We start from the raw sequence: 19,975 nt of genomic DNA, 5'->3' as shown, positions 1-19,975 counted from the left end.
CGACCGCTAAGGAGGAACCGACAGCATGCTAGAAACAACGTTTGAACAAATTTTAACACAATTATCAAAGCCAGCTGTTCGTGCGCTAACGAATGAAAAAATCGACAGTGTGGATGAACTCTACGCACGAGGCCGAAAAGCGTTACTTTCGTTGCATGGCTTTGGTCCAAAGTCTATTCGAACTATTGAAGAGATGACTGGGAAAGAATTGAAGTAAAAAAAGGATCGCCGTTTAGAGGCGATCCTTTTTTTATTTACGTTTTTGTTTTCCAGCATTACGACCTTTATTGCCGTTTGCTTTTGGTTGGTTCGTTTTTTGCGTTACTTTGTTTGTTTCTTTTGGTGTCACATCCTTAATAGGAGTAACCACTTGTTTTGGTGGGTTATTTTTCAATTCTTCTTGTACTTGTTTTTTAATTCTTGGACGTAAGAGGATATTTGTGATGGCAGATTGAATACATGTGAAAATACCACCAACTACCCAGTAAAGCGCTACGCCTGCAGGTGAGCTAAAGGACATGAAAACAATCATTAATGGTGAAACAATCAGCATTGATTTCATTGTTTTCTTTTGTTCTTCAGGAATACCAATCATTGAAATATAACCTTGAGCTAAATAGGCTAAACCAGCTAATGCCACTAAAATCATATTTGGTTGCCCTAAATTCATTCCTAAGAAGCTTGCCGTGGCAATACCTTTTGTATAACGAGCAGCAAAGAACAGAGAAGAGAAAATAGGCATTTGAATTAATAAAGGCAAACAACCAATTCCGCCAACCATACTCACATTGTTTTCTTTATAAATCTTTTGTAGTTCTGCTTGTGCGGCCATTTGTTCTTCACGCGTACTTGCTTGTTTCATTTTTGCTTGTGCAACATCCACTTGGGGTTTGATTGCTTGCATTTTTTCCGTTTGGATAAAGCTTTTTTTCGATTGATGTAAGCCTAACGGTAAAATAATGATCCGTACAATAATGGTGATAAAAATAATCGCCCAACCATAGTTCCAATTAAAGTTATCGACAAGATAAGTAATTGCATTACTCATCGGTAAAACAAGGAAGTTATAGACAAAACCTTCACCAGTTGGTTGTCCATCTGCTCCTGTTTTCACACAGCCTGATAAAAACATTACTAAAAATAGTAAGCCAGAGCCGTAAAGCCATCGGTTTAATTTACGCATGTAATTCGGTCCTTTTCTAAAAAATTTTTACATGGTTAACTATACTTGAAACAGCGCTCTTTTTCAATCAAAATCGAAAAGAAGCTCTTACAAAAATCAATAAAAAGCAGGAACTACTTGCTGTTCAAGGCTTCTTCCCAAAGAAATCAATCGTTAGAAAGTAAGTTTATTGAATCACTTTAAATTGTTCCGTTTCTTCTAACAAAGGGTCTTCTTGAATATCAACATACGTTACACGTCCCGCTGGACTGGGGGAATCTTTGATTTTTTTGATAAATGTTTCCATTATGTCTTCAGGTGCAATTGCTGTGATTGAAACGGACCCGTCGTCTTCGTTCTTCACCGAACCAGTGACACCTAATTGATCTGCCACCATTTTTGTCATGTAGCGGAAGCCAACACCTTGGACACGTCCTTGTACATTCATTCTTAGTTTTTCCATGAGAGACACTTCCTTTACTTTTTTCTTTATGATAGCGATTTTTCTTGGTTCTAGCAAGTATCCAAGCAAGCTAGAAGCATGCTATAATACAAAGGCGAGGTGACTTATGAAAGAAATTATATCAACGAAAAATAACCAATTAAAAGAATGGAAAAAATTACACAAAAAGAAGTACCGAGAAGAACTGAACCAATATATAATAGAAGGATTTCATTTAGTTGAAGAAGCCGTGAAGGCCAACGCCGATGTTCAGTGGATTTTGTTTAACCAAAGAGGTCAACAAGAATGGAGAACTTGGTTAGCTGAACAAGAAACAGAAAAATTAATTTTTGTAAGTGATGAGGTTTTAAATAGTTTGTCGGAGCTGCCAACTTCACAAGGGATTTTGGCAATTGTCACCTTGGAAACGCAACAAGAGCAGTCGCTTTCTTTTAAAGGTGGTTGGTTACTTTTAGATAATATCCAAGACCCTGGCAATGTTGGTACAATGATTCGCACAGCTGATGCAGCAGGTTTAGCAGGCGTGATTTTAGGTAAAGGCACAGCAGATATTTACAATACAAAAGTGTTGCGCTCAATGCAGGGAAGCCACTATCATTTACCAGTTCTTCAACGAGAGTTGACTGAAGTGGTTCAGGCATTCAAGAAGCAAGGTCTACCAGTTTTCGGTACAGAACTAAATGAAGCTGCGATTGCTTATTATGAACAAGAGGCAGTGGAAAATTATGCGTTGATTTTAGGCAATGAAGGTAGCGGGGTTTCGCCAGAATTGTTAGCAGAAACCACGAAAAATCTTTATATTCCAATGAAAGGTCAAGCAGAATCATTGAATGTCGCTATCGCAGCGGGCGTGTTAATGTTTTATTTTGAAAATAATCAATAACAGAAACGAGTGTCAAAAAATGCTGACTATCAAAAAGACAACCCAGTTAACAGAAAAAGAATTAGAAACCATTATGACTATTTGGCTGCAAACGAACCTAGAAGCTCATCCATTTGTCGCACCAACTTATTGGCAAGAAAATAAGGCATTTGTCCGCGCTGCGTTACCAAAAGCAACACTGATCTTAGCAGAAGAAGAGGGTCAGATAATTGGGTTTTTAGGCTTAATGGATAACTATATCGCAGGAATTTTTATAAAAAAAGTGTTTCAAGGGAAGGGCATCGGTCAGAAATTACTGCAAGTAGCAAAAGAAGAACAGGACATCTTATCTTTGGCTGTTTACAGGGAAAATCAAGCAGCGTACGCCTTTTATCAAAAACAAGGCTTTGTCCAACAAAAGCGAACCATCGATGAAACAGGAAACGAAGAATGTCATCTTGTTTGGCAAGCGCAGTAGGAGCGACATTTCTAGTTTTAAGGCTTGCTATTTTTCTGAAAATATCTTATACTGTTAAAGGTGTGATTTTCACACACGAAATCCACATTCTTTTCCATCTGCGAAGTGGTGCTACTACGGTAGTTCTTCAAGGAGTTGACGAAAAGAAGAGGAAAATAAAAACCAAACTGGAGGAAACACAACATGGCAGTAATTTCTATGAAACAATTACTAGAAGCCGGCGTACACTTTGGTCACCAAACTCGTCGCTGGAACCCAAAAATGAAGAAATATATCTTCACAGAAAGAAACGGTATCTACATCATTGATTTACAAAAAACAGTGAAATTAGTAGATGCAGCTTACGATTACATGAAAAACGTTGCAGAAGAAGGCGGCGTTGCTTTATTCGTAGGAACTAAAAAACAAGCACAAGAAGCAATCAAAGATGAAGCAATCCGCGCTGGTCAATACTATGTAAACCATCGTTGGTTAGGTGGTACGTTAACTAACTGGGATACAATCCAAAAACGTATTGCTCGCTTGAAAAAAATCAATGCAATGGAAGAAGACGGCACTTTCGAAGTTTTACCTAAGAAAGAAGTTGCTGGCTTAAACAAAGAACGTGAACGTTTAGAAAAATTCTTAGGTGGTATCGCTGATATGCCAAGAATTCCAGATGTAATGTACATCGTTGACCCACGTAAAGAACGCATTGCTGTTCAAGAAGCACACAAATTAAACATTCCAATCGTTGCAATGGTTGATACAAACTGTGATCCTGATGAGATCGATGTTGTAATCCCTTCAAATGATGATGCAATCCGCGCTGTGAAATTAATCACTGCTAAAATGGCTGACGCTTTCATCGAAGGTAACCAAGGGGAAGACCAAGCAACTGAAGAGTTATTCGTTGAAGAAACACCAGAAGCAACTTCAATCGAAGAAATCGTTGATGTTGTTGAAGGAAACAACGAATCAGCTGAATAATAATGATTACGGAGCTGTCTCAAAGGCTAGGCGACAAAAAGCCTGATTCTCCTTTGAGATAGCTTTTTTAAAAAGAATTGATAATATCCGAGGAGGACACAAATAATGGCAGACGTTACAGCTAAAATGGTAAAAGAATTACGCGATATGACTGGCGTTGGAATGATGGACGCTAAAAAAGCATTAGTAAAAGTAGAAGGCGACATGGAAAAAGCCGTAGACTTTTTACGTGAAAATGGTATGGCTAAAGCAGCGAAGAAAAATGACCGCATTGCGGCTGAAGGTTTAGCAAACGTAGCAACTGTAGGTAACGTTGCAGCAATCGTTGAAGTAAACTCAGAAACTGACTTCGTTTCTAAAAACGAAATGTTCCAAGATTTAGTTAAAGATATTGCGACTAAAGTTGCTGAAAACAAACCAGCTACGATGGAAGAAGCAATGGCTATTAAAACTGAAAAAGGCACAATCGAATCTGATTTAATCGAAGCAACAACTGTTATCGGTGAAAAAATCAGCTTCCGTCGTTTTGAAGTTGTCGAAAAAGCTGACAATGCTGCATTTGGCGCTTACTTACACATGGGTGGCCGTATTGCTGTATTAACAGTTATCGATGGCACAACTGACGAAGAAGTAGCGAAAGATGTTGCTATGCACATCGCGGCAATCAACCCTCGCTATGTCAACGAATCTCAAATTCCTCAAGAAGAATTAGAACACGAAAAAGCTGTGTTAACTGAACAAGCATTAAACGAAGGTAAACCAGCAAATATCGTTGAAAAAATGGTTGTTGGTCGTCTACAAAAATTCAAAGCAGAAATCGCTTTGGTTGACCAACCATTTGTTAAAGATCCAGATATGACTGTCGAAAAATTTGTTGCTTCTAAAGGCGGCGAAGTGAAATCATTCGTACGTTTTGAAGTTGGCGAAGGTATCGAAAAACGTGAAGATAACTTTGCGGATGAAGTAATGAGCCAAATGAAAAACTAAGAGCATCAAACGCTCGGTTGAAAAGCCGTGAATCATAAGTATCTAAACAGACAGCGATCCCCAAAGGAAGCTGCATAAATTGATTACTGCTTGATTCAAGGCAGTCTTTCAGCCATTTGGGAACGCATAACTTTGATATGCGCTCCCTTTTTTTAGGCAAAACTAGTGGATCGCACTGCTTGGTCTAAAAAATCATTTTGGTGAAAAGTCATCTAAATGAGGAATTGAATGATTTTTAGAGAATCTTGGAGGGAATTATGATGGTTAAACCTAAGTATCAACGTGTCGTATTAAAGTTAAGTGGAGAAGCGCTAGCCGGAGAAGACGGTTTTGGCATTAAACCACCAGTCATTAAAGAAATCGTCCAAGAAATTAAAGAGGTCCATGAATTAGGTATCGAAATGGCCATCGTGGTTGGCGGCGGAAACATCTGGCGTGGACAAATTGGTGCTCAAATGGGCATGGAACGTGCACAAGCAGATTATATGGGCATGTTAGCTACTGTGATGAATGCCTTAGCATTGCAAGATACATTAGAAAATCTTGGTGTGCCTACACGTGTTCAAACATCAATTGAAATGCGTCAAATTGCAGAACCATACATTCGTCGTCGTGCAGAACGTCATTTAGAAAAAGGCCGCGTTGTTATTTTTGCCGGAGGAACAGGAAATCCTTACTTCTCGACAGATACAACGGCTGCGTTACGAGCTGCAGAAGTAGATGCGGACGTCATCTTAATGGCGAAGAACAATGTTGATGGTGTTTATTCTGCAGATCCACGTGTGGATGAAACAGCGACAAAATTTGAAGAACTAACACATTTAGATGTTATTTCTAAAGGGCTGCAAGTAATGGATTCAACAGCAAGCTCATTAAGTATGGATAACGATATTCCTTTAGTTGTCTTTAACCTAAATGAAGCAGGAAATATCCGTCGTGCCATCCTTGGTGAAAATATCGGAACAACTGTAAGGGGGAAATAAAGAATGTCTAAAGAAGTTTTAGCAACAGCCAAAGAAAAAATGACAAAAGCGGAAGAAAGCTTACGCCGTGAATTAGGTCAAATTCGTGCTGGTCGTGCGAACGCAAGTCTATTAGACCGTATTCAAGTAGAATATTATGGTGCACCAACACCAGTTAACCAATTAGCAAGTATCAATATCCCAGAAGCACGTGTATTAATGATTACACCGTTTGACAAAAATTCTATCGCTGACATTGAAAAAGCTATTCAAATGAGTGATATCGGCATTAGCCCAACCAATGATGGAAATGTCATCCGTTTAGTGATTCCACAATTAACGGAAGAACGTCGGAAAGAATTAGCCAAAGACGTGAAAAAAGAAGCGGAAAACTCAAAAGTTGCTGTCCGTAACGTTCGTCGTGATGCAATGGATGAGTTGAAAAAAGCTCAAAAAAATGGCGACATCACTGAAGATGAATTACGTTCATTTGAAAAAGATGTTCAAAAATTAACAGATGATAGCATCAAAAATATCGATGCGATTACTGCTGAAAAAGAACAAGAACTTTTAGAAGTATAAAACCAATCACTAATAAAAATTATTGAATCCAGAGAAGCAAATGCTCTGGATTTTTTTGTATAGATAATGAAGGCGTATCTCAACGCTCTCTTTGCGAAAGTCATTCTAAAGTAATTATCCAAGAAAACGCTTTCTTGAATAAAATTTTTTATTCTACCAGAATTTTTTTCTTTGTGTAGGGAGGATCACTTAAAAATATAGAGAAACTTTGAAATATCAGCCTTTTAAAATTTTCCTTCACAAATTGAATCCTAAAATTTGATGATAAGAGTTGTTATTTTTAGCAATTGTAATTTGCGATTCATTCTCAATTAGGCTAAAATGAGTGAGAACGGAAAAACGATTAAAACAAGTTGGAGGGAATTGTACATGTCTGTGTTAGAAATCAAAAATTTACACGTATCAATTGAAGATAAAAAGATTCTAAAAGGAGTCGATTTAACAATTAATACTGGAGAAATCCATGCAATTATGGGACCTAATGGAACTGGTAAATCTACTTTATCAGCAGCAATTATGGGAAATCCTAACTACGAAGTCACAGAAGGAGAAATTCTGTTTGACGGCGTCAACGTTTTAGATTTAGAAGTAGACGAACGCGCTCGCTTAGGCTTATTCTTAGCAATGCAATACCCAAGTGAAATTCCAGGGATTACCAACGCTGAATTCATGCGTGCAGCAATCAATGCAAAACGTGACGAAGACAACAAAATGTCAGTCATGCAGTTCTTAAAAAAATTAGATAGCAAAATGGAATTATTAAATATGCCTGAAGAAATGGCTGAGCGTTACTTAAACGAAGGTTTTTCTGGCGGCGAGAAAAAACGAAATGAAATTTTACAATTATTGATGTTAGAGCCAACGTTTGCCATTTTAGATGAAATTGATTCAGGCTTAGATATCGATGCGTTAAAAGTAGTTTCTAAAGGGGTTAATGAAATGCGCGGCGAGAACTTTGGTGCGTTAATTATTACCCATTATCAACGCTTATTGAACTATATCACGCCAGATGTTGTTCATATCATGATGGAAGGCCGCGTTGTGAAAACCGGTGGGGCTGATTTGGCAAAACGTTTAGAAACAGAAGGCTATGCTGGTATCAGCCAAGAATTAGGTATTGATTACAAAGAAGAAGCGTAAGGAGGACAAGATAAATGAAAAAAGTAAATCTAATGGATTATCTTGACGAAGTCACCGCTTTTTCACTAGAACATGAAGAACCAGCTTGGATGACTGAATTGCGAACAACGGCTTTAAAAAACGCTGACGAAAGTGAGTTACCACATATTGATCGTGTGAAATTTCATCGTTGGCCTTTATTAAATGTTCACATGGAAAGTTATGTGCCTTCTGAAGGAAATGTCGCAAGTTTTGATCAAATGAAAGACAATCCTTTAATTGTTCAACAAGGATCTTTTCATGCTTTTGAGCAATTGCCAGCCTCATTAGCGGAACAAGGGGTAATTTTTACAGACATTTTTACTGCTTTACAAGAGCACCCAGAATTAGTTAAAGAATACTATATGACTAAAGCCGTATTACCAGAAGAAGATAAGCTGACAGCAGCTCATGCAGCTTTCATGAATAGTGGCGTTTTCTTATACGTTCCTAAAAACGTAGTGATTGAAGAGCCCATTGAATCTTTGTTTATTCAGGATTCAGATAGCAACCAACCTTTCTTTAAACATGTTTTAATCGTTGCAGATAATCATAGTGAATTCAGTTATTTAGAACGTTTTCAATCCACTGGTCATCATGCAGAGAAAGCTTCTGGAAATATCGTTGTGGAAGTGATTGCGAAAGATGGCGCAAAAGTTAAATACTCAGCTGTGGATCAATTAGGGCAAACTGTAACGACTTATATGAATCGTCGTGGCTATATTATGCGGGATGCTTCTGTTGATTGGGCTCTAGGCGTCATGAATGATGGCGATGTTGTTGCTGATTTTGATTCTGATTTAGTTGGCGAAGGCGCTCATTCAGAAGTTAAAGTCGTTGCAATTAGTGCAGGTAAACAAACACAAGGCATCGACACACGAGTGACAAACAAAGCGCCACATTCGATTGGTCATATTTTACAACATGGAGTTATTCGTGAACGTGGTACTTTAACGTTTAACGGAATTGGCCACATTTTAAAAGGCGCAAAAGGAGCCGACGCACAGCAAGAAAGTCGTGTTTTGATGCTGTCTGATAAAGCTCGTGGTGATGCCAATCCAATTCTTTTAATTGATGAAAATGAAGTGACTGCCGGACACGCAGCCAGCGTTGGTCGAGTAGATCCAGAAGAAATGTATTATTTAATGAGCCGCGGCTTGCGTAAAGAAGAAGCGGAACGTTTGGTGATTCGTGGCTTCCTAGGTTCTGTCATTACAGCAATTCCAGTTAAAGAAGTACAAAATGAATTTGTAGAAGTAATTGAAGGGAAGTTAAACGCATGATGGATGCAGCAACCATTCGTCAATCGTTTCCTATTTTATTTCAAGAAGTTAATGATGAACCGCTAGTTTATTTAGACAATGCTGCGACAACCCAAAAACCAACGGCAGTGTTAGATGTTTTACGACATTATTATGAAACCGATAATGCCAATGTTCATCGTGGGGTGCACACGTTAGCCGAACGAGCAACGAAGGACTATGAAGCCTCCCGCGAAAAGGTTCGCCAATTTATCCATGCCAAAGAAACAGCGGAAGTTTTATTTACACGAGGAACAACAACCAGTTTGAATTGGATTGCCAAAAGTTATGGTGACTTGGCAGTTACAGCCGGGGATGAAATCGTCATATCTTACATGGAACATCATTCAAACATTATTCCCTGGCAACAATTAGCTCAACGTACAGGGGCTATTTTGAAGTATATAGACGTCACTGAAGACGGCTTTTTAGACATGGCAAGTGCACGTCAACAAATTACAGAAAAAACGAAAATTGTTTCGATTGCTCATGTTTCAAATGTGTTAGGGGGCATTAATCCAATCGAAGAATTAACACAATTAGCTCATCAAAATGGCGCTGTGATGGTGGTAGACGGCGCGCAAGCAGTTCCTCATATGCCTGTGGACGTTCAAGCCATCGATGCTGATTTTTATGCATTTAGTGGTCACAAAATGTGTGGACCAACTGGAATTGGTGTCCTTTATGGCAAACGTCATTTATTGGAACAAATGGAACCTGTGGAATTTGGTGGCGAAATGATTGACTTTGTTCATCTTCAAGAAAGTACTTGGAAAGAGCTTCCTTGGAAATTTGAAGCTGGCACACCTAATATTGCTGGGGCAATTGCCTTAGGTGCCGCCATTGATTATTTAACTGAAATTGGTTTAGAGGCCATTCATCAACATGAAGCAGCCCTTGTTCACTATGTTTTGCCGAAGTTGCAAGCTATCGAGGGCTTGACGATTTATGGTCCACAGAATCCAAAAGACCACACAGGTGTGATTGCTTTTAATATTGAAGGTTTACATCCACATGATGTGGCTACGGCGTTAGATATGGAAGGGGTCGCTGTCAGAGCGGGTCACCATTGCGCGCAACCGTTATTAAACTATTTGAGCGTGCCAGCAACCGCACGGGCAAGTTTTTATTTATACAATACCAAAGAAGACGCAGATCGCTTAGTTGAAGCGATTAAAGCGACAAAGGAGTTTTTCCAGCATGGCACTTTCTAAATTAGATAACTTATATCGCCAAGTCATTTTGGACCATTCTAGCCACCCACATCACCACGGAACGCTAGATGCGTCTAGCCAAACAATTGAACTGAATAATCCTACTTGTGGAGATGTGATTGAACTGGATGTGGCCATTGAAGACGGTGTGATTAAAGATATCGCCTTTCAAGGAAGTGGCTGTTCCATCAGTACCGCAAGTGCTAGTATGATGACTGATGCGGTCTTAGGAAAAACAATCGCCGAAGCAACGGCCTTAGCAGAGGATTTCTCTCAACTTGTTCAAGGAAATGAAGTGGCCGAAGATGAAAAATTAGGCGATGCAGCAATGTTAAGCGGCGTAGCTAAATTTCCAGCTCGGATTAAATGTGCAACCCTGGCTTGGAAAGCCTTAGAGCAGGCTGTTGCTAATAACGGCCAAGGCGAAGCCGGTCATTTACATTGTGAAAAATAAAGAAAGGGTGACGACGAATTGAGTACAGTACCTGAATTAGAAGAATATAAATTTGGCTTTCACGACGATGTGGAACCAGTCTTTAGTACCGGAGACGGCCTAACAGAAGACGTCGTTCGCGAAATTTCTCGCGTGAAAGGCGAACCAGAATGGATGCTTGACTTCCGTTTAAAATCGTTAGAACAATTCAATAAAATGCCCATGCAAGAATGGGGTCCAGACCTGTCAGATATTGACTTTAGTAAAATTAAATATTACCAAAAACCGAGTGACAAACCCGCACGCGATTGGGATGATGTACCTGATAAAATCAAAGAAACCTTTGAAAAAATTGGGATTCCCGAAGCTGAGCGTGCTTATCTAGCTGGGGCTTCTGCTCAATATGAATCAGAAGTTGTTTACCACAACATGAAAGAAGAATTTGAAAAATTAGGCATCATTTTTACAGATACTGACTCTGCTTTAAAAGAATATCCTGACCTATTCAAAGAGTATTTTTCAAAACTTGTGCCGCCAACAGATAATAAACTGGCCGCTTTAAACTCAGCTGTTTGGTCAGGTGGAACCTTTATTTATGTACCAAAAGGCGTTCGAGTTGATGTACCATTACAAACATATTTCCGAATCAACGCTGAAAATACCGGACAATTTGAACGGACCTTGATTATTGTCGATGAAGGGGCCAGCGTTCACTATGTTGAAGGCTGTACGGCACCCACGTATTCAAGTAACAGCTTGCATGCGGCCATCGTAGAAATTTTCACTAGAAAAGATGCCTATTGTCGTTATACCACTATTCAAAACTGGTCAGATAACGTCTACAACTTAGTAACCAAACGTGCTAAAGCTTACGAAGGTGCCACTGTCGAATGGATTGATGGGAACCTAGGAGCTAAAACAACCATGAAATACCCAAGCGTTTACTTAGATGGCAAAGGTGCCCGTGGCACGATGTTATCGATTGCCTTTGCTGGCGCTAACCAAATCCAAGATACTGGGGCCAAAATGATTCACAATGCGCCGAATACCTCTAGCTCAATTGTTTCAAAATCAATTGCTAAAGACGGCGGCGAAGTTAACTACCGTGGCCAAGTTACTTTTGGCAAAGACAGCACAGGATCGATTTCCCACATCGAATGCGATACGATTATCATGGACGAAAAATCAAAATCAGATACGATTCCGTTTAACGAAATCCATAACAGCCAAGTGTCCTTAGAACACGAAGCCAAAGTTTCAAAAATTTCTGAAGAACAATTATATTATTTAATGAGTCGCGGCTTATCTGAAGCCGAAGCCACAGAAATGATTGTTATGGGCTTTGTTGAACCATTTACGAAAGAATTACCGATGGAATATGCGGTTGAGTTGAATCGGTTGATTAGTTATGAGATGGAAGGCAGTGTAGGGTAAAACCTTTTTTAGCGCTAGAAATGTTGATTTATCAATGTTTCTGGTGCTTCTTTTTTTCAAAAAAGCAAACTAACTACAATTTCTTTTAGAAAAGATATTTTTCCTTTTCAATAAACTGAGCGAATTGGTCAGCGCTACGCTCCTTACGTTCGGGGTAGAAGTAGTTATATACTTGTCGAGTCATCTTTGAATCTTTATGGCCGACACGGTACATAATATCTTCTTTTTTACAACATATTTTTCTAGTAGAAATCTCTTTTCTTTAATATTAAGTTGTTTGATTGCTTATATAAGCAATTCATCTTCAAAATAAGTTTCAAAGTTTTTCAAGTCAAGTGATGACATATTGATAATATTAAAATAGTTATATGTGTAAGAAGAATCGAGCGTGATATCGTGAAAATAGGTAAAGAGTAGTCTAGTGGAGTAGTTCCTCTTTTTTTATAATAGTTGTTTGCATGATAGTGTAGTACACCTATATGAATGTATTTTTTTAGTTTGTTATCGCTTGGAGTATTGTCCATGTAAACTACCTCCTATATCTATGTGACTTTTCCTGATGTCTATACTGCCAAAAACTTTTATGAACTTTTTTAACAGGTAAGCTATTATCGTCTGGCATTTTTGGTAAAATATTATTTACTAGATTGTTATAACCTAAATTGAAATGTAGATTTTTTTGTGATTACAGAATAAATTTGTGAAGCATTCATCGGTATGCCAGAAGTTTTAAAAATGTAGCAGATATTTTTAGAAATAATGTCGTGAGAATAGAAGTAGTCTTTATTTTTTGATCATTAAATTTTGCGTAATCAATTTTTTCTATTTGGTTTAATCGTTTTTCGATTGTCTCACAAAGACTGGTAATTGCTTTTCTCTCATAGATTAATTCAACTATAAGTTTCATAAGCGTTTTTTTCTTCTAATAAATTCAAAATAATCACTTCTTTATTAATAAGAGGTTTTAAAGCCATTCAATAACAACAAAAAACTATCAATTGATTTTTGATAGTTTCTATATAGTAGTATTTAAGGAAAGTGAAGAGGTAGTCATCGAACATCACGATATTGAATCAATCCAAATGAAATTAGACTAAGAAATAAGGACCAGATACTTTGAACTAATAAACCCTGAGAACCATTTAATAAAGTAGTTGTATGGGTTGAAAAAAAAAGATTCATGGTTGCTAAATCGGGTAAGTATTTTGCAAATGCAGTCATTGCGAATAACATTTGACTTAATCCAAGAATAAGAGAGAACATTATTGCAATTGGTAAAATATGTGATTTGGTAATGATGGTCAAAAAGACTGTAATCCAAGTTATTTGCGTCCAACTTAACATTGCAATAATCACTTTAATCAAAAATTCAAGAATTAAAGAGAGAGTAAAAGAGCCGTTAAATTGGATAATACCAATTCCTAAGCAAATTAAACTGGAGAATAAACCAATAATCCATACGATAACTGTTAGAAGAAATAGTTTAGTAGTAATGAGTTTTATTCGAGCAGGTATCGTTAGTAAAGTTGTACGTAAATATGAATTTGAATATTCTTGACCGAAGAAACTAGCAGCTATTATAACAAGTCCCGCTTGACTCAAAAAAAAATTACGTATACTCATGGATAATATCTCATTGGTTACCAAAGGTTGATCATTTCCAATTCCAGAAAAAAATAATATTACAGGAGCTACTAAAATGGTTCCGACTGTGCCGAATAAGCACCAATTATAAGAGAAAAATTTGATTATTTCACTTTGAAGAATATTTTTAACCATCAATATTTTCCTCCCACGTCGCTACGAGTAAACGAATAGAATGCTATTAACATAGAAAAAAATATCCATAGAAGAAGTATCAATGTACCTTTTGCTGGATCATGAGGATAAGATTTAACCGGAGTAGCAACAATAAAATTTCCTGCTGCTACGGGTAGATATTCCCCCCAGGGCCATTTCTCTGCTAGATAACTTCCAAGATTATAGATTTGAGGAACTAGAAATATCAACGGAACAATCATATTTCTAAAAAGTAAGCCAATCAAAAAGGATAAAACCGTTAATAATATCCAATTTAATGTAGTGTAGCCAATAAACTTCCAAGTAGTTTGACTTAAAATGAATGGATTCAATCCTAAACTACCTAATCTAACATGTGTAATCGCAACGGTAATAAATATTGAAATGAATGAAATTGATATAGTAGAAATCAAAATAGTTAGTAGTTTGGCATTAAAAAGTTCTTTACGCTTATTACTATATAACATGGTTGTACGTAAATTATGATTTTTATATTCATTAGCTCCGCTAATTCCGCCCCATATTACAATTGGAAGTACTCCAAATAGAGCGGCATCAAAACCAAAATAATCTAATGGAGGCATAGCTTCTAATAAATCTGGATGTGTTGCAGGAGTTGCATCTAATCCTATGGAAAGTAATTGATCCGCTTCTAATAATCCAAGTAAGGGTTGAAGCACGATTACTAATCCAAAAACTATCCACCATCCACGACTATTTATCAGTTTAGAAAATTCGGAATAAGTTACTTTAACAAAACTCATGATTAATTTCCTCCCTCAGTAAGTAGAAAGAATACATCTTCTAATGTTTCAATATTTTGCATCACTTCATGAAGTTCACCAGTAACAACAATCTGACCTTTGTTAATGATAACAACGTCATCCGCAATAGCTTCGATTTCAGAAAGGTAGTGTGAGGAGAGTAATACTGTTTTTCCTTGATCAGCTTGTCTACGAATAAAATTTCTAAACCATTTTATTCCCATGGGATCTAAACCATTTGTTGGTTCATCAAGAACCAGATATTGGGGATCTCCTAGCAGAGCAATAGCAATACCTAATCTTTGCCCTTCACCTAAAGATAAGGTTCCAAGTTGTGCATGACTTTTATTTGATAGGTCGACAAGATCTAAGACTTCTGAAATACGTTTATTCGGGATGTTGTTACTTTTTGCAATGATTTTCAGATGTGTTTTAACTTTTCTTGATGGAGTTCCGCCAATCCCATCAAATGCCGATCCGACAATTTGTAATGGAAAGATGAAATTACTATACTTTTTTTTACCGAAAGTGGCTGTTCCTGATAAAGGCAGGTCTAAACCGAGAAGTATTCTAAGTGTAGAGCTCTTTCCAGCTCCGTTAGGTCCAAGAAAAGCTGTTATGCGTCCTTCTTTAGCCTTAAAAGTTATATTTTCTAGTATATTTTTCTTTTTATGTTGTTTACATATATTTGAAAGGACAATATTTTTCAATAGTATGGCTCCTTTAAATTTTTTTATTTAATTTGTTCTTAAATTAAAAATTTACAGTTCTCTATCCACAAATTGTTCTTTCGCTAATTCTCGATAAAGTGGAACTGTATCAATTAGCTCATTATGATTTCCTGAACCGACAACTCTACCATGTTCAAGGACATAAATGATATCAGAATCAATTACTGTGGATAGACGATGTGCTACAACGATAACTGTTTTTTTCCCTTTTAATTTATCCACTGCCTTTTTCATTCCTAATTCATTTAAGCTGTCCAAGTTAGAGGTTAATTCGTCAAGTAACACAATTTCTGCAGATGATAAAAGAGAGCGTGCCATAGCCAAACGTTGTCTTTCTCCACCAGAGAGGTTTGCACCAGATTCTCCAACCTGCATATCAAGTCCTTTAGAATTTCTATCTAATAAATGATGAAGATTGACTTCTTCCAATACTTCGATGCAGTTTGAATCAGATATTTTAGAATTTCCTAAAAGTAGGTTGTCGCGTAGTGTCCCAGATATAACAGGAGCGTCTTGTTCAACATAAGTGATGAAGTTCCGAAGCTCCTCTCTGCTATAATGCCTATAATCCTTTCCTTGAACGAATATCTTGCCACTGTCAGGATCATAAAATCTTTCAATTAATTGAAGCAATGTGCTTTTTCCTGCGCCTGAGGGACCTACAATTGCAGTTCTTTTTCCCTTTTCTGCACGTAACGTTACTTCTTTGAGAATCATGCTATCTTCTTTTTCCTTAGGATCAGAACCAAATTTCATTTTATTATATCCAAAGCTGATTTTTTCAAAATAGACTGCAGTTTCCTCAGTTATTAAATTTGAACTGGGGGGAATAGCGGGAGTGACATCATAGTCACTTTCTAATGCAAGTTCTAATAATTCGCGAATTCTAGCAAAAGCACCGAGTGATTCGCCAACGCCCCCGAAGGCATTGAAAACTTGTCCTATCGGACCAATCATTGTATAGAGTAGCAAAGCGAATGCAATTAAGTCAGCAACAGACATTAAACCAATAGACACACGGTATCCACCTATTCCCAGTACAATTAGACCAGATAGTTGCAGAGTCATATTAGAAATAGGAGTCATGAATGCTTGTATTTTAGCTAATCTTATTCCAATATTACGCAATCGTTCTGCTTGCAATTTAGATTTTTCTTCCTCCTTGTCTGTTGCGTTTGTTGCACGAATTGTTCTGATAGCATGTAAATCACGTTCGATATCTCCACTCAATTTTCCCAACTCTTTTTGTGCAGAAAAACTAGCCTTTTGTATAGCTTTACTCATAATGATGGTTCCAATAAAAGATACACAAACTGTTGAAAGAGCCATAAAAAATAGCAAGGAATCTCTCAAAATCATCCCGATAGCTGCCCCAACAACAACTAAAAAACCACTACTGAGCGCAATACTCACTTGTATTAAAGCCATTCTCAATTTAGAAGAGTCACCACTAACCCTGCTTAGTAAATCACCTACACTTCTTGTATCGTACTCGTGGATTGGCAATCTTAATAAATGACTAATTAAACTTTTTCGCGCTTTAAAAACGACCCCTTCACCAATTATTTGTAGCAGATAATATTGAACAGCCGTTAAAATCGTAGATAGTATCAATACTACAATGAGAATTCCTAAACTTGAATTAATCTTAATTCCTGTATTTGATTGATCAATTAAATTAGCAACAAGGTTAGGTTGAGCGAGGGTTAAAGCTGCACTGATTAATCCTAATATTCCAACGCAAATGAATTCCCAATTATGCCCTTTTGCTAATGCAAACAGGGATCTAATATTTACTGAGGGCGTATGGTCTTCAGGATTAACAATTTCGGACTCCTTCTTTTTACGTTCTATATTTTCTTGTTTTATTTTTTTCAAATACGATTCCTTTCTGAGAATATCATTTGAACGGTGTGGAACACATATTGCTTTAGAATATATTTGAACTTCTACGGGTTCTCCAATAGGGCATTCATTCAATTCTATCCATGCATGTGCTCTAAATGGCTCTTGTGCATACCCAGTACACCAACTTACTGATTTACGTTGTAGCCATAGTACTATTACAACAGCAAGCGATCGTCTAAGGCATCCTTCTTGACTTCTACATCTACTACTTACGATACACACTGCGTTTCGCGCAATTTTTACCTGTTTTTCTGATGCGGGAGGATTGTTTTTTATTAGCTTCACCAATATTTTTTCAATTCTCCCAGGGGACATCCAATTAAGCGGTGCAGATAGTATTAAACTCAAACGAGCCAGAAATCTTGCACTAAAAGATACCGGATCTATTTGTTCTGGAAAAAGTTGGATATTCATTATGCAAGTTTCATCTCCTTCAAAAGAGCCATAAACTCGGCAACATCTGTTTCCGCTTGAGCTTTATCTAGAGAAAATGAAGTTTCCAATTGTAGTGCTAACTCTTCTATCGTCAATCCTTTACTCAAACCTTCTAACATAGAAACTCCAGAAGCATTTACTTGGAAATAAATTCCTCTACTTTTATCCAAAACAATTGCACCATCATCTTGGCTAATAATTTTCAACTCTCTTTTTACTTTTCTCATTAATATTACTCCTCCTTTTTAGAAAATAACTACAACTAGGTAAGCAGCAACTTCCTTTTATTTTGAGTTCTTTTTTAAAGCTACACGAAGCCAGCGTTCAACAGCTGCTAATCTCTCAAAGGCTTCAACTCTAGTATGTAGAGCAGAAGGCATTGATAATTCAGAAATTAGTATATCTGCATCTACAATTCCTAATTCAACTAATTTGAATTGGTGCACTTGCTGGGAATGCTTTTTTACGGCTTCTTTGTAACTTTTATACAAACTTGTGGAATAGTCTCCTTTAAATCCACGTGTAAAAATATTTTTTGAAACAAGTCCTTTAGTGGCATTATATAAAATCGATTTTGTTACAGTGTGATCTTGTCTGTAACGAGCTGGTATAGCTAACGAGTAATTAATAATATCGACATCTAAAAAGGGAGCTTGCCAAGTCATATCATTAACACCATATATGTTGTTAATCTGAGTTACCAAATGTCTTTGAAAAAGTAGAGACTCGATCATTTGGTGTCGAGAACGATCGGAATCTAAAGAATTCGATGTGTGATCTAATTTATTTATTAGAACTTTATAACTTAATTCTCGGTAAGGCTTCGTAAGCCAATTAGGTACCGTGACTGGACCGCACCAGTTGAGTGCGGAGTTTTGACGAGTTGGTTTAGCATAACCAAATCCTTTGTCTATTTCATTTTTTACAGCTTCCTTAAAGGAATTATTATTTATTAGATCTACTGTCCCAACTGAAATAGGAATCCGATTTAGTAAACAATATCGTAAGCCTAAGTCTATACTGCGTAATTTATTTTGTCGTACAAGAGACCATGCGTTAGCAGGCATAGGAGTGAATAATTCATCCCCGCCAAGACCTGTAAAATGAGTGGCATTGGCGGGAGTTAATGCTGAATGTTCTATGGATTCAACATATCCCTCTGTATCTGCCCAAAATAATGGAGAATCTGGTAACACTGAGTTTGAGTAATCTCTATCAATTTCAAAATTTTTTCCCGAGCTACCTAAAGAAGGTAATGAAGTAAATATGACGTTGATATCGTTTGAGATTAATTTTGCCCATGTAGAATCGCTATTCCATTCACTATCAGCATTTGCGTGATAAAGTTTAACATTAGCTTGAAGCGCTTTTAAGATATAAATAATTGTTGCTGAATCAACTCCACCCGAAAGGTCAGCGGATATCTCAGAGTAACTAACTGTATTTTGACTAAGCAATTCTAGAAGCCGCTCTCGTATTTTTGAATAAATAGATTCGACTTTGTTTTCTAAGTTTGGAGGTGTCCAAGTTTGTATGGGTTCTAAGATTCCATTTGTTGTACATTTCAAAATATAGAATGGTTGGATCGTGTTTACTTTTTCCCATAAGGGAATATTTTGGAATGGGTAGTATGGTAAATTATGAATTAGATTTAATGCAAGAGCCGATTTAGAAATTGGTAAATTAAGAAATAATGCGATATTTGCTGATGAATCACTAATGATTAGTTCATCATTTGAGTCCAACCATGAAAGAGAAACATCAAATAATGATCCTCCCATAAATAGCCCTTCTTTATTTATTAAAACAAATACGCCTTTAGAAATATTTGCTTGAAGATAATCTAACATGTTTTCTGTAGTAGTGTAGTTAAATTGGTCTTTATTGCAAAATATTCTTGAATATTCAGAAGAAATACAGTAAATTTCAAATTGATCGTGTGTATGTTGAGAGTACTCGGTATTGGATACCAGCAGTATATTAGTGTAGTCTGTAGTAATACGTTTTTGAAACATCAATTTTTTTGAGGATATAGAGATATTTGATTTGTTTACAATAATTAGAAGCACCTCCCTAAATAAAGACTATGCGGATTACTAAAAAGGTCATCGAATTATGTAATTCGATGACCAATGGCATAATTATGTAATTCGATGACCGCTAGCATAATTATTTCCCATTTTTCTGTCCTAGTAATAAATTACAACTTGGAAAAGAGCGCGTCCACCAAATACATCTCTAAATTTACCTGTCCAAAGACCACGAGTAGATTCTTTAAAACCTGCAATTTTTTCAATTGATGGTTTACTGTAATTTTGCTTTGTCATAGAGT

At 36.9% G+C, this 19,975-nt stretch carries 21 protein-coding genes and 1 pseudogene; 12 read left to right on the top strand and 10 right to left on the bottom strand.

The annotated features are described in order from the left end of the window. Positions 1 to 25: 25 nt before the first annotated feature. Complete coding sequence (locus tag IGL13_RS09115) at positions 26 to 217, top strand: DNA-directed RNA polymerase subunit alpha C-terminal domain-containing protein (protein ID WP_002356753.1); 192 nt, start codon at positions 26 to 28, stop codon at positions 215 to 217. Between the two features lie 33 nt (positions 218 to 250). Here IGL13_RS09115 and yidC read toward each other — a convergent pair whose 3' ends face one another. Next, a complete protein-coding gene (gene yidC, locus IGL13_RS09110; RefSeq protein WP_002356755.1) occupies positions 251 to 1,183 on the bottom strand; it encodes a membrane protein insertase YidC in 933 nt (310 codons plus the stop codon). Between the two features lie 166 nt (positions 1,184 to 1,349). Next, on the bottom strand, positions 1,350 to 1,625 hold the full coding sequence (locus IGL13_RS09105) for an acylphosphatase (RefSeq protein ID WP_002356756.1): 276 nt from the start codon (positions 1,623 to 1,625) through the stop codon (positions 1,350 to 1,352). Between the two features lie 106 nt (positions 1,626 to 1,731). Between IGL13_RS09105 and IGL13_RS09100 the strand changes: the two genes are divergently transcribed. The 11 genes from IGL13_RS09100 to sufB all read left to right on the top strand — a co-directional run bounded on the left by IGL13_RS09100 (position 1,732) and on the right by sufB (position 12,005). Beyond that, a complete protein-coding gene (locus IGL13_RS09100) occupies positions 1,732 to 2,508 on the top strand; it encodes a TrmH family RNA methyltransferase (protein WP_002367051.1) in 777 nt (258 codons plus the stop codon). 19 nt (positions 2,509 to 2,527) lie between these two features. Further along, positions 2,528 to 2,965 carry a GNAT family N-acetyltransferase gene (locus tag IGL13_RS09095; protein ID WP_002378544.1) on the top strand — a complete coding sequence of 146 codons (438 nt, stop codon included), beginning with the start codon at positions 2,528 to 2,530 and terminating at the stop codon, positions 2,963 to 2,965. A gap of 183 nt (positions 2,966 to 3,148) precedes the next feature. Then, on the top strand, positions 3,149 to 3,934 hold the full coding sequence (gene rpsB, locus IGL13_RS09090) for a 30S ribosomal protein S2 (RefSeq protein WP_002356759.1): 786 nt from the start codon (positions 3,149 to 3,151) through the stop codon (positions 3,932 to 3,934). Positions 3,935 to 4,039: 105 nt separating this feature from the next. Further along, the gene (gene tsf / locus IGL13_RS09085) at positions 4,040 to 4,921 is read left to right on the top strand and encodes a translation elongation factor Ts (protein ID WP_002356760.1); all 882 of its coding nucleotides are present in this window, start codon (positions 4,040 to 4,042) and stop codon (positions 4,919 to 4,921) included. 260 nt (positions 4,922 to 5,181) lie between these two features. After that, positions 5,182 to 5,904, top strand: a complete 723-nt coding sequence (pyrH, locus tag IGL13_RS09080; RefSeq protein WP_002356761.1) for a UMP kinase — start codon at positions 5,182 to 5,184, stop codon at positions 5,902 to 5,904. Between the two features lie 3 nt (positions 5,905 to 5,907). Further along, a complete protein-coding gene (gene frr / locus IGL13_RS09075; RefSeq protein ID WP_002356762.1) occupies positions 5,908 to 6,465 on the top strand; it encodes a ribosome recycling factor in 558 nt (185 codons plus the stop codon). Between the two features lie 369 nt (positions 6,466 to 6,834). Then, entirely contained in the window at positions 6,835 to 7,605 is a 771-nt protein-coding gene (sufC, locus tag IGL13_RS09070) for a Fe-S cluster assembly ATPase SufC (protein WP_002356763.1), read from the top strand. A 14-nt stretch (positions 7,606 to 7,619) separates the two neighbouring features. Continuing rightward, complete coding sequence (gene sufD, locus IGL13_RS09065; protein WP_002368983.1) at positions 7,620 to 8,906, top strand: Fe-S cluster assembly protein SufD; 1,287 nt, start codon at positions 7,620 to 7,622, stop codon at positions 8,904 to 8,906. Further along, complete coding sequence (locus tag IGL13_RS09060; RefSeq protein WP_002378543.1) at positions 8,903 to 10,138, top strand: cysteine desulfurase; 1,236 nt, start codon at positions 8,903 to 8,905, stop codon at positions 10,136 to 10,138. The genes sufD and IGL13_RS09060 overlap by 4 nt, the downstream gene beginning before the upstream one ends. Beyond that, positions 10,125 to 10,592, top strand: coding sequence for a Fe-S cluster assembly sulfur transfer protein SufU (sufU, locus tag IGL13_RS09055; RefSeq protein WP_002356768.1), 468 nt, complete (start codon positions 10,125 to 10,127; stop codon positions 10,590 to 10,592). The genes IGL13_RS09060 and sufU overlap by 14 nt, the downstream gene beginning before the upstream one ends. An 18-nt stretch (positions 10,593 to 10,610) precedes the next feature. After that, the gene (gene sufB, locus IGL13_RS09050; protein WP_194180186.1) at positions 10,611 to 12,005 is read left to right on the top strand and encodes a Fe-S cluster assembly protein SufB; all 1,395 of its coding nucleotides are present in this window, start codon (positions 10,611 to 10,613) and stop codon (positions 12,003 to 12,005) included. Between the two features lie 85 nt (positions 12,006 to 12,090). On the opposite strand, the pseudogene IGL13_RS09045 reads toward sufB, so the two are convergent. The 8 genes and pseudogenes from IGL13_RS09045 to IGL13_RS09010 form a co-directional block, all read right to left on the bottom strand. Continuing rightward, a pseudogene (locus tag IGL13_RS09045) lies at positions 12,091 to 12,228 on the bottom strand (site-specific integrase); the annotation flags it as partial. Between the two features lie 827 nt (positions 12,229 to 13,055). Further along, on the bottom strand, positions 13,056 to 13,784 hold the full coding sequence (locus IGL13_RS09040) for an ABC transporter permease (RefSeq protein ID WP_002401908.1): 729 nt from the start codon (positions 13,782 to 13,784) through the stop codon (positions 13,056 to 13,058). Next, on the bottom strand, positions 13,784 to 14,569 hold the full coding sequence (locus IGL13_RS09035; RefSeq protein ID WP_002362855.1) for an ABC transporter permease: 786 nt from the start codon (positions 14,567 to 14,569) through the stop codon (positions 13,784 to 13,786). The genes IGL13_RS09040 and IGL13_RS09035 overlap by 1 nt, the downstream gene beginning before the upstream one ends. Positions 14,570 to 14,571: 2 nt before the next feature. Beyond that, a complete protein-coding gene (locus tag IGL13_RS09030) occupies positions 14,572 to 15,279 on the bottom strand; it encodes an ABC transporter ATP-binding protein (protein WP_002378542.1) in 708 nt (235 codons plus the stop codon). A gap of 51 nt (positions 15,280 to 15,330) precedes the next feature. Next, a complete protein-coding gene (locus IGL13_RS09025; RefSeq protein ID WP_002407163.1) occupies positions 15,331 to 17,622 on the bottom strand; it encodes a lasso peptide biosynthesis B2 protein in 2,292 nt (763 codons plus the stop codon). Continuing rightward, positions 17,622 to 17,870, bottom strand: coding sequence for a PqqD family protein (locus tag IGL13_RS09020; protein WP_002362859.1), 249 nt, complete (start codon positions 17,868 to 17,870; stop codon positions 17,622 to 17,624). The genes IGL13_RS09025 and IGL13_RS09020 overlap by 1 nt, the downstream gene beginning before the upstream one ends. Positions 17,871 to 17,927: 57 nt before the next feature. Next, entirely contained in the window at positions 17,928 to 19,658 is a 1,731-nt protein-coding gene (locus IGL13_RS09015; RefSeq protein ID WP_430604584.1) for an asparagine synthase-related protein, read from the bottom strand. A gap of 174 nt (positions 19,659 to 19,832) precedes the next feature. Then, positions 19,833 to 19,970 (bottom strand): hypothetical protein, encoded by a 138-nt coding sequence (locus tag IGL13_RS09010; RefSeq protein ID WP_002414657.1) that lies wholly within the window; start codon positions 19,968 to 19,970, stop codon positions 19,833 to 19,835. Positions 19,971 to 19,975 lie beyond the last annotated feature (5 nt).

It is taken from the genome of Enterococcus sp. DIV1937 (assembly GCF_050535975.1).
Lineage (GTDB): Bacteria > Bacillota > Bacilli > Lactobacillales > Enterococcaceae > Enterococcus > Enterococcus faecalis.
The sequence above is the reverse complement of the archived record's forward strand: the minus strand, read 5'-3'. Positions and strand labels throughout refer to the sequence as shown.

What these genes read in the sequence shown, in the direction of transcription:
- IGL13_RS09020 (WP_002362859.1), bottom strand. Translation starts at nt 17,870, where the DNA reads ATGAGAAAAGTAAAAAGAGAGTTGAAAATTATTAGCCAAGATGATGGT.
- IGL13_RS09010 (WP_002414657.1), bottom strand. Translation starts at nt 19,970, where the DNA reads ATGACAAAGCAAAATTACAGTAAACCATCAATTGAAAAAATTGCAGGT.
- IGL13_RS09060 (WP_002378543.1), top strand. Translation starts at nt 8,903, where the DNA reads ATGATGGATGCAGCAACCATTCGTCAATCGTTTCCTATTTTATTTCAA.
- sufC (WP_002356763.1), top strand. Translation starts at nt 6,835, where the DNA reads ATGTCTGTGTTAGAAATCAAAAATTTACACGTATCAATTGAAGATAAA.
- IGL13_RS09040 (WP_002401908.1), bottom strand. Translation starts at nt 13,784, where the DNA reads ATGGTTAAAAATATTCTTCAAAGTGAAATAATCAAATTTTTCTCTTAT.
- pyrH (WP_002356761.1), top strand. Translation starts at nt 5,182, where the DNA reads ATGGTTAAACCTAAGTATCAACGTGTCGTATTAAAGTTAAGTGGAGAA.
- IGL13_RS09035 (WP_002362855.1), bottom strand. Translation starts at nt 14,569, where the DNA reads ATGAGTTTTGTTAAAGTAACTTATTCCGAATTTTCTAAACTGATAAAT.
- sufU (WP_002356768.1), top strand. Translation starts at nt 10,125, where the DNA reads ATGGCACTTTCTAAATTAGATAACTTATATCGCCAAGTCATTTTGGAC.
- IGL13_RS09025 (WP_002407163.1), bottom strand. Translation starts at nt 17,622, where the DNA reads ATGAATATCCAACTTTTTCCAGAACAAATAGATCCGGTATCTTTTAGT.
- IGL13_RS09100 (WP_002367051.1), top strand. Translation starts at nt 1,732, where the DNA reads ATGAAAGAAATTATATCAACGAAAAATAACCAATTAAAAGAATGGAAA.
- IGL13_RS09095 (WP_002378544.1), top strand. Translation starts at nt 2,528, where the DNA reads ATGCTGACTATCAAAAAGACAACCCAGTTAACAGAAAAAGAATTAGAA.
- rpsB (WP_002356759.1), top strand. Translation starts at nt 3,149, where the DNA reads ATGGCAGTAATTTCTATGAAACAATTACTAGAAGCCGGCGTACACTTT.
- IGL13_RS09105 (WP_002356756.1), bottom strand. Translation starts at nt 1,625, where the DNA reads ATGGAAAAACTAAGAATGAATGTACAAGGACGTGTCCAAGGTGTTGGC.
- sufD (WP_002368983.1), top strand. Translation starts at nt 7,620, where the DNA reads ATGAAAAAAGTAAATCTAATGGATTATCTTGACGAAGTCACCGCTTTT.
- IGL13_RS09115 (WP_002356753.1), top strand. Translation starts at nt 26, where the DNA reads ATGCTAGAAACAACGTTTGAACAAATTTTAACACAATTATCAAAGCCA.
- IGL13_RS09015 (WP_430604584.1), bottom strand. Translation starts at nt 19,658, where the DNA reads ATGTTTCAAAAACGTATTACTACAGACTACACTAATATACTGCTGGTA.
- frr (WP_002356762.1), top strand. Translation starts at nt 5,908, where the DNA reads ATGTCTAAAGAAGTTTTAGCAACAGCCAAAGAAAAAATGACAAAAGCG.
- yidC (WP_002356755.1), bottom strand. Translation starts at nt 1,183, where the DNA reads ATGCGTAAATTAAACCGATGGCTTTACGGCTCTGGCTTACTATTTTTA.
- tsf (WP_002356760.1), top strand. Translation starts at nt 4,040, where the DNA reads ATGGCAGACGTTACAGCTAAAATGGTAAAAGAATTACGCGATATGACT.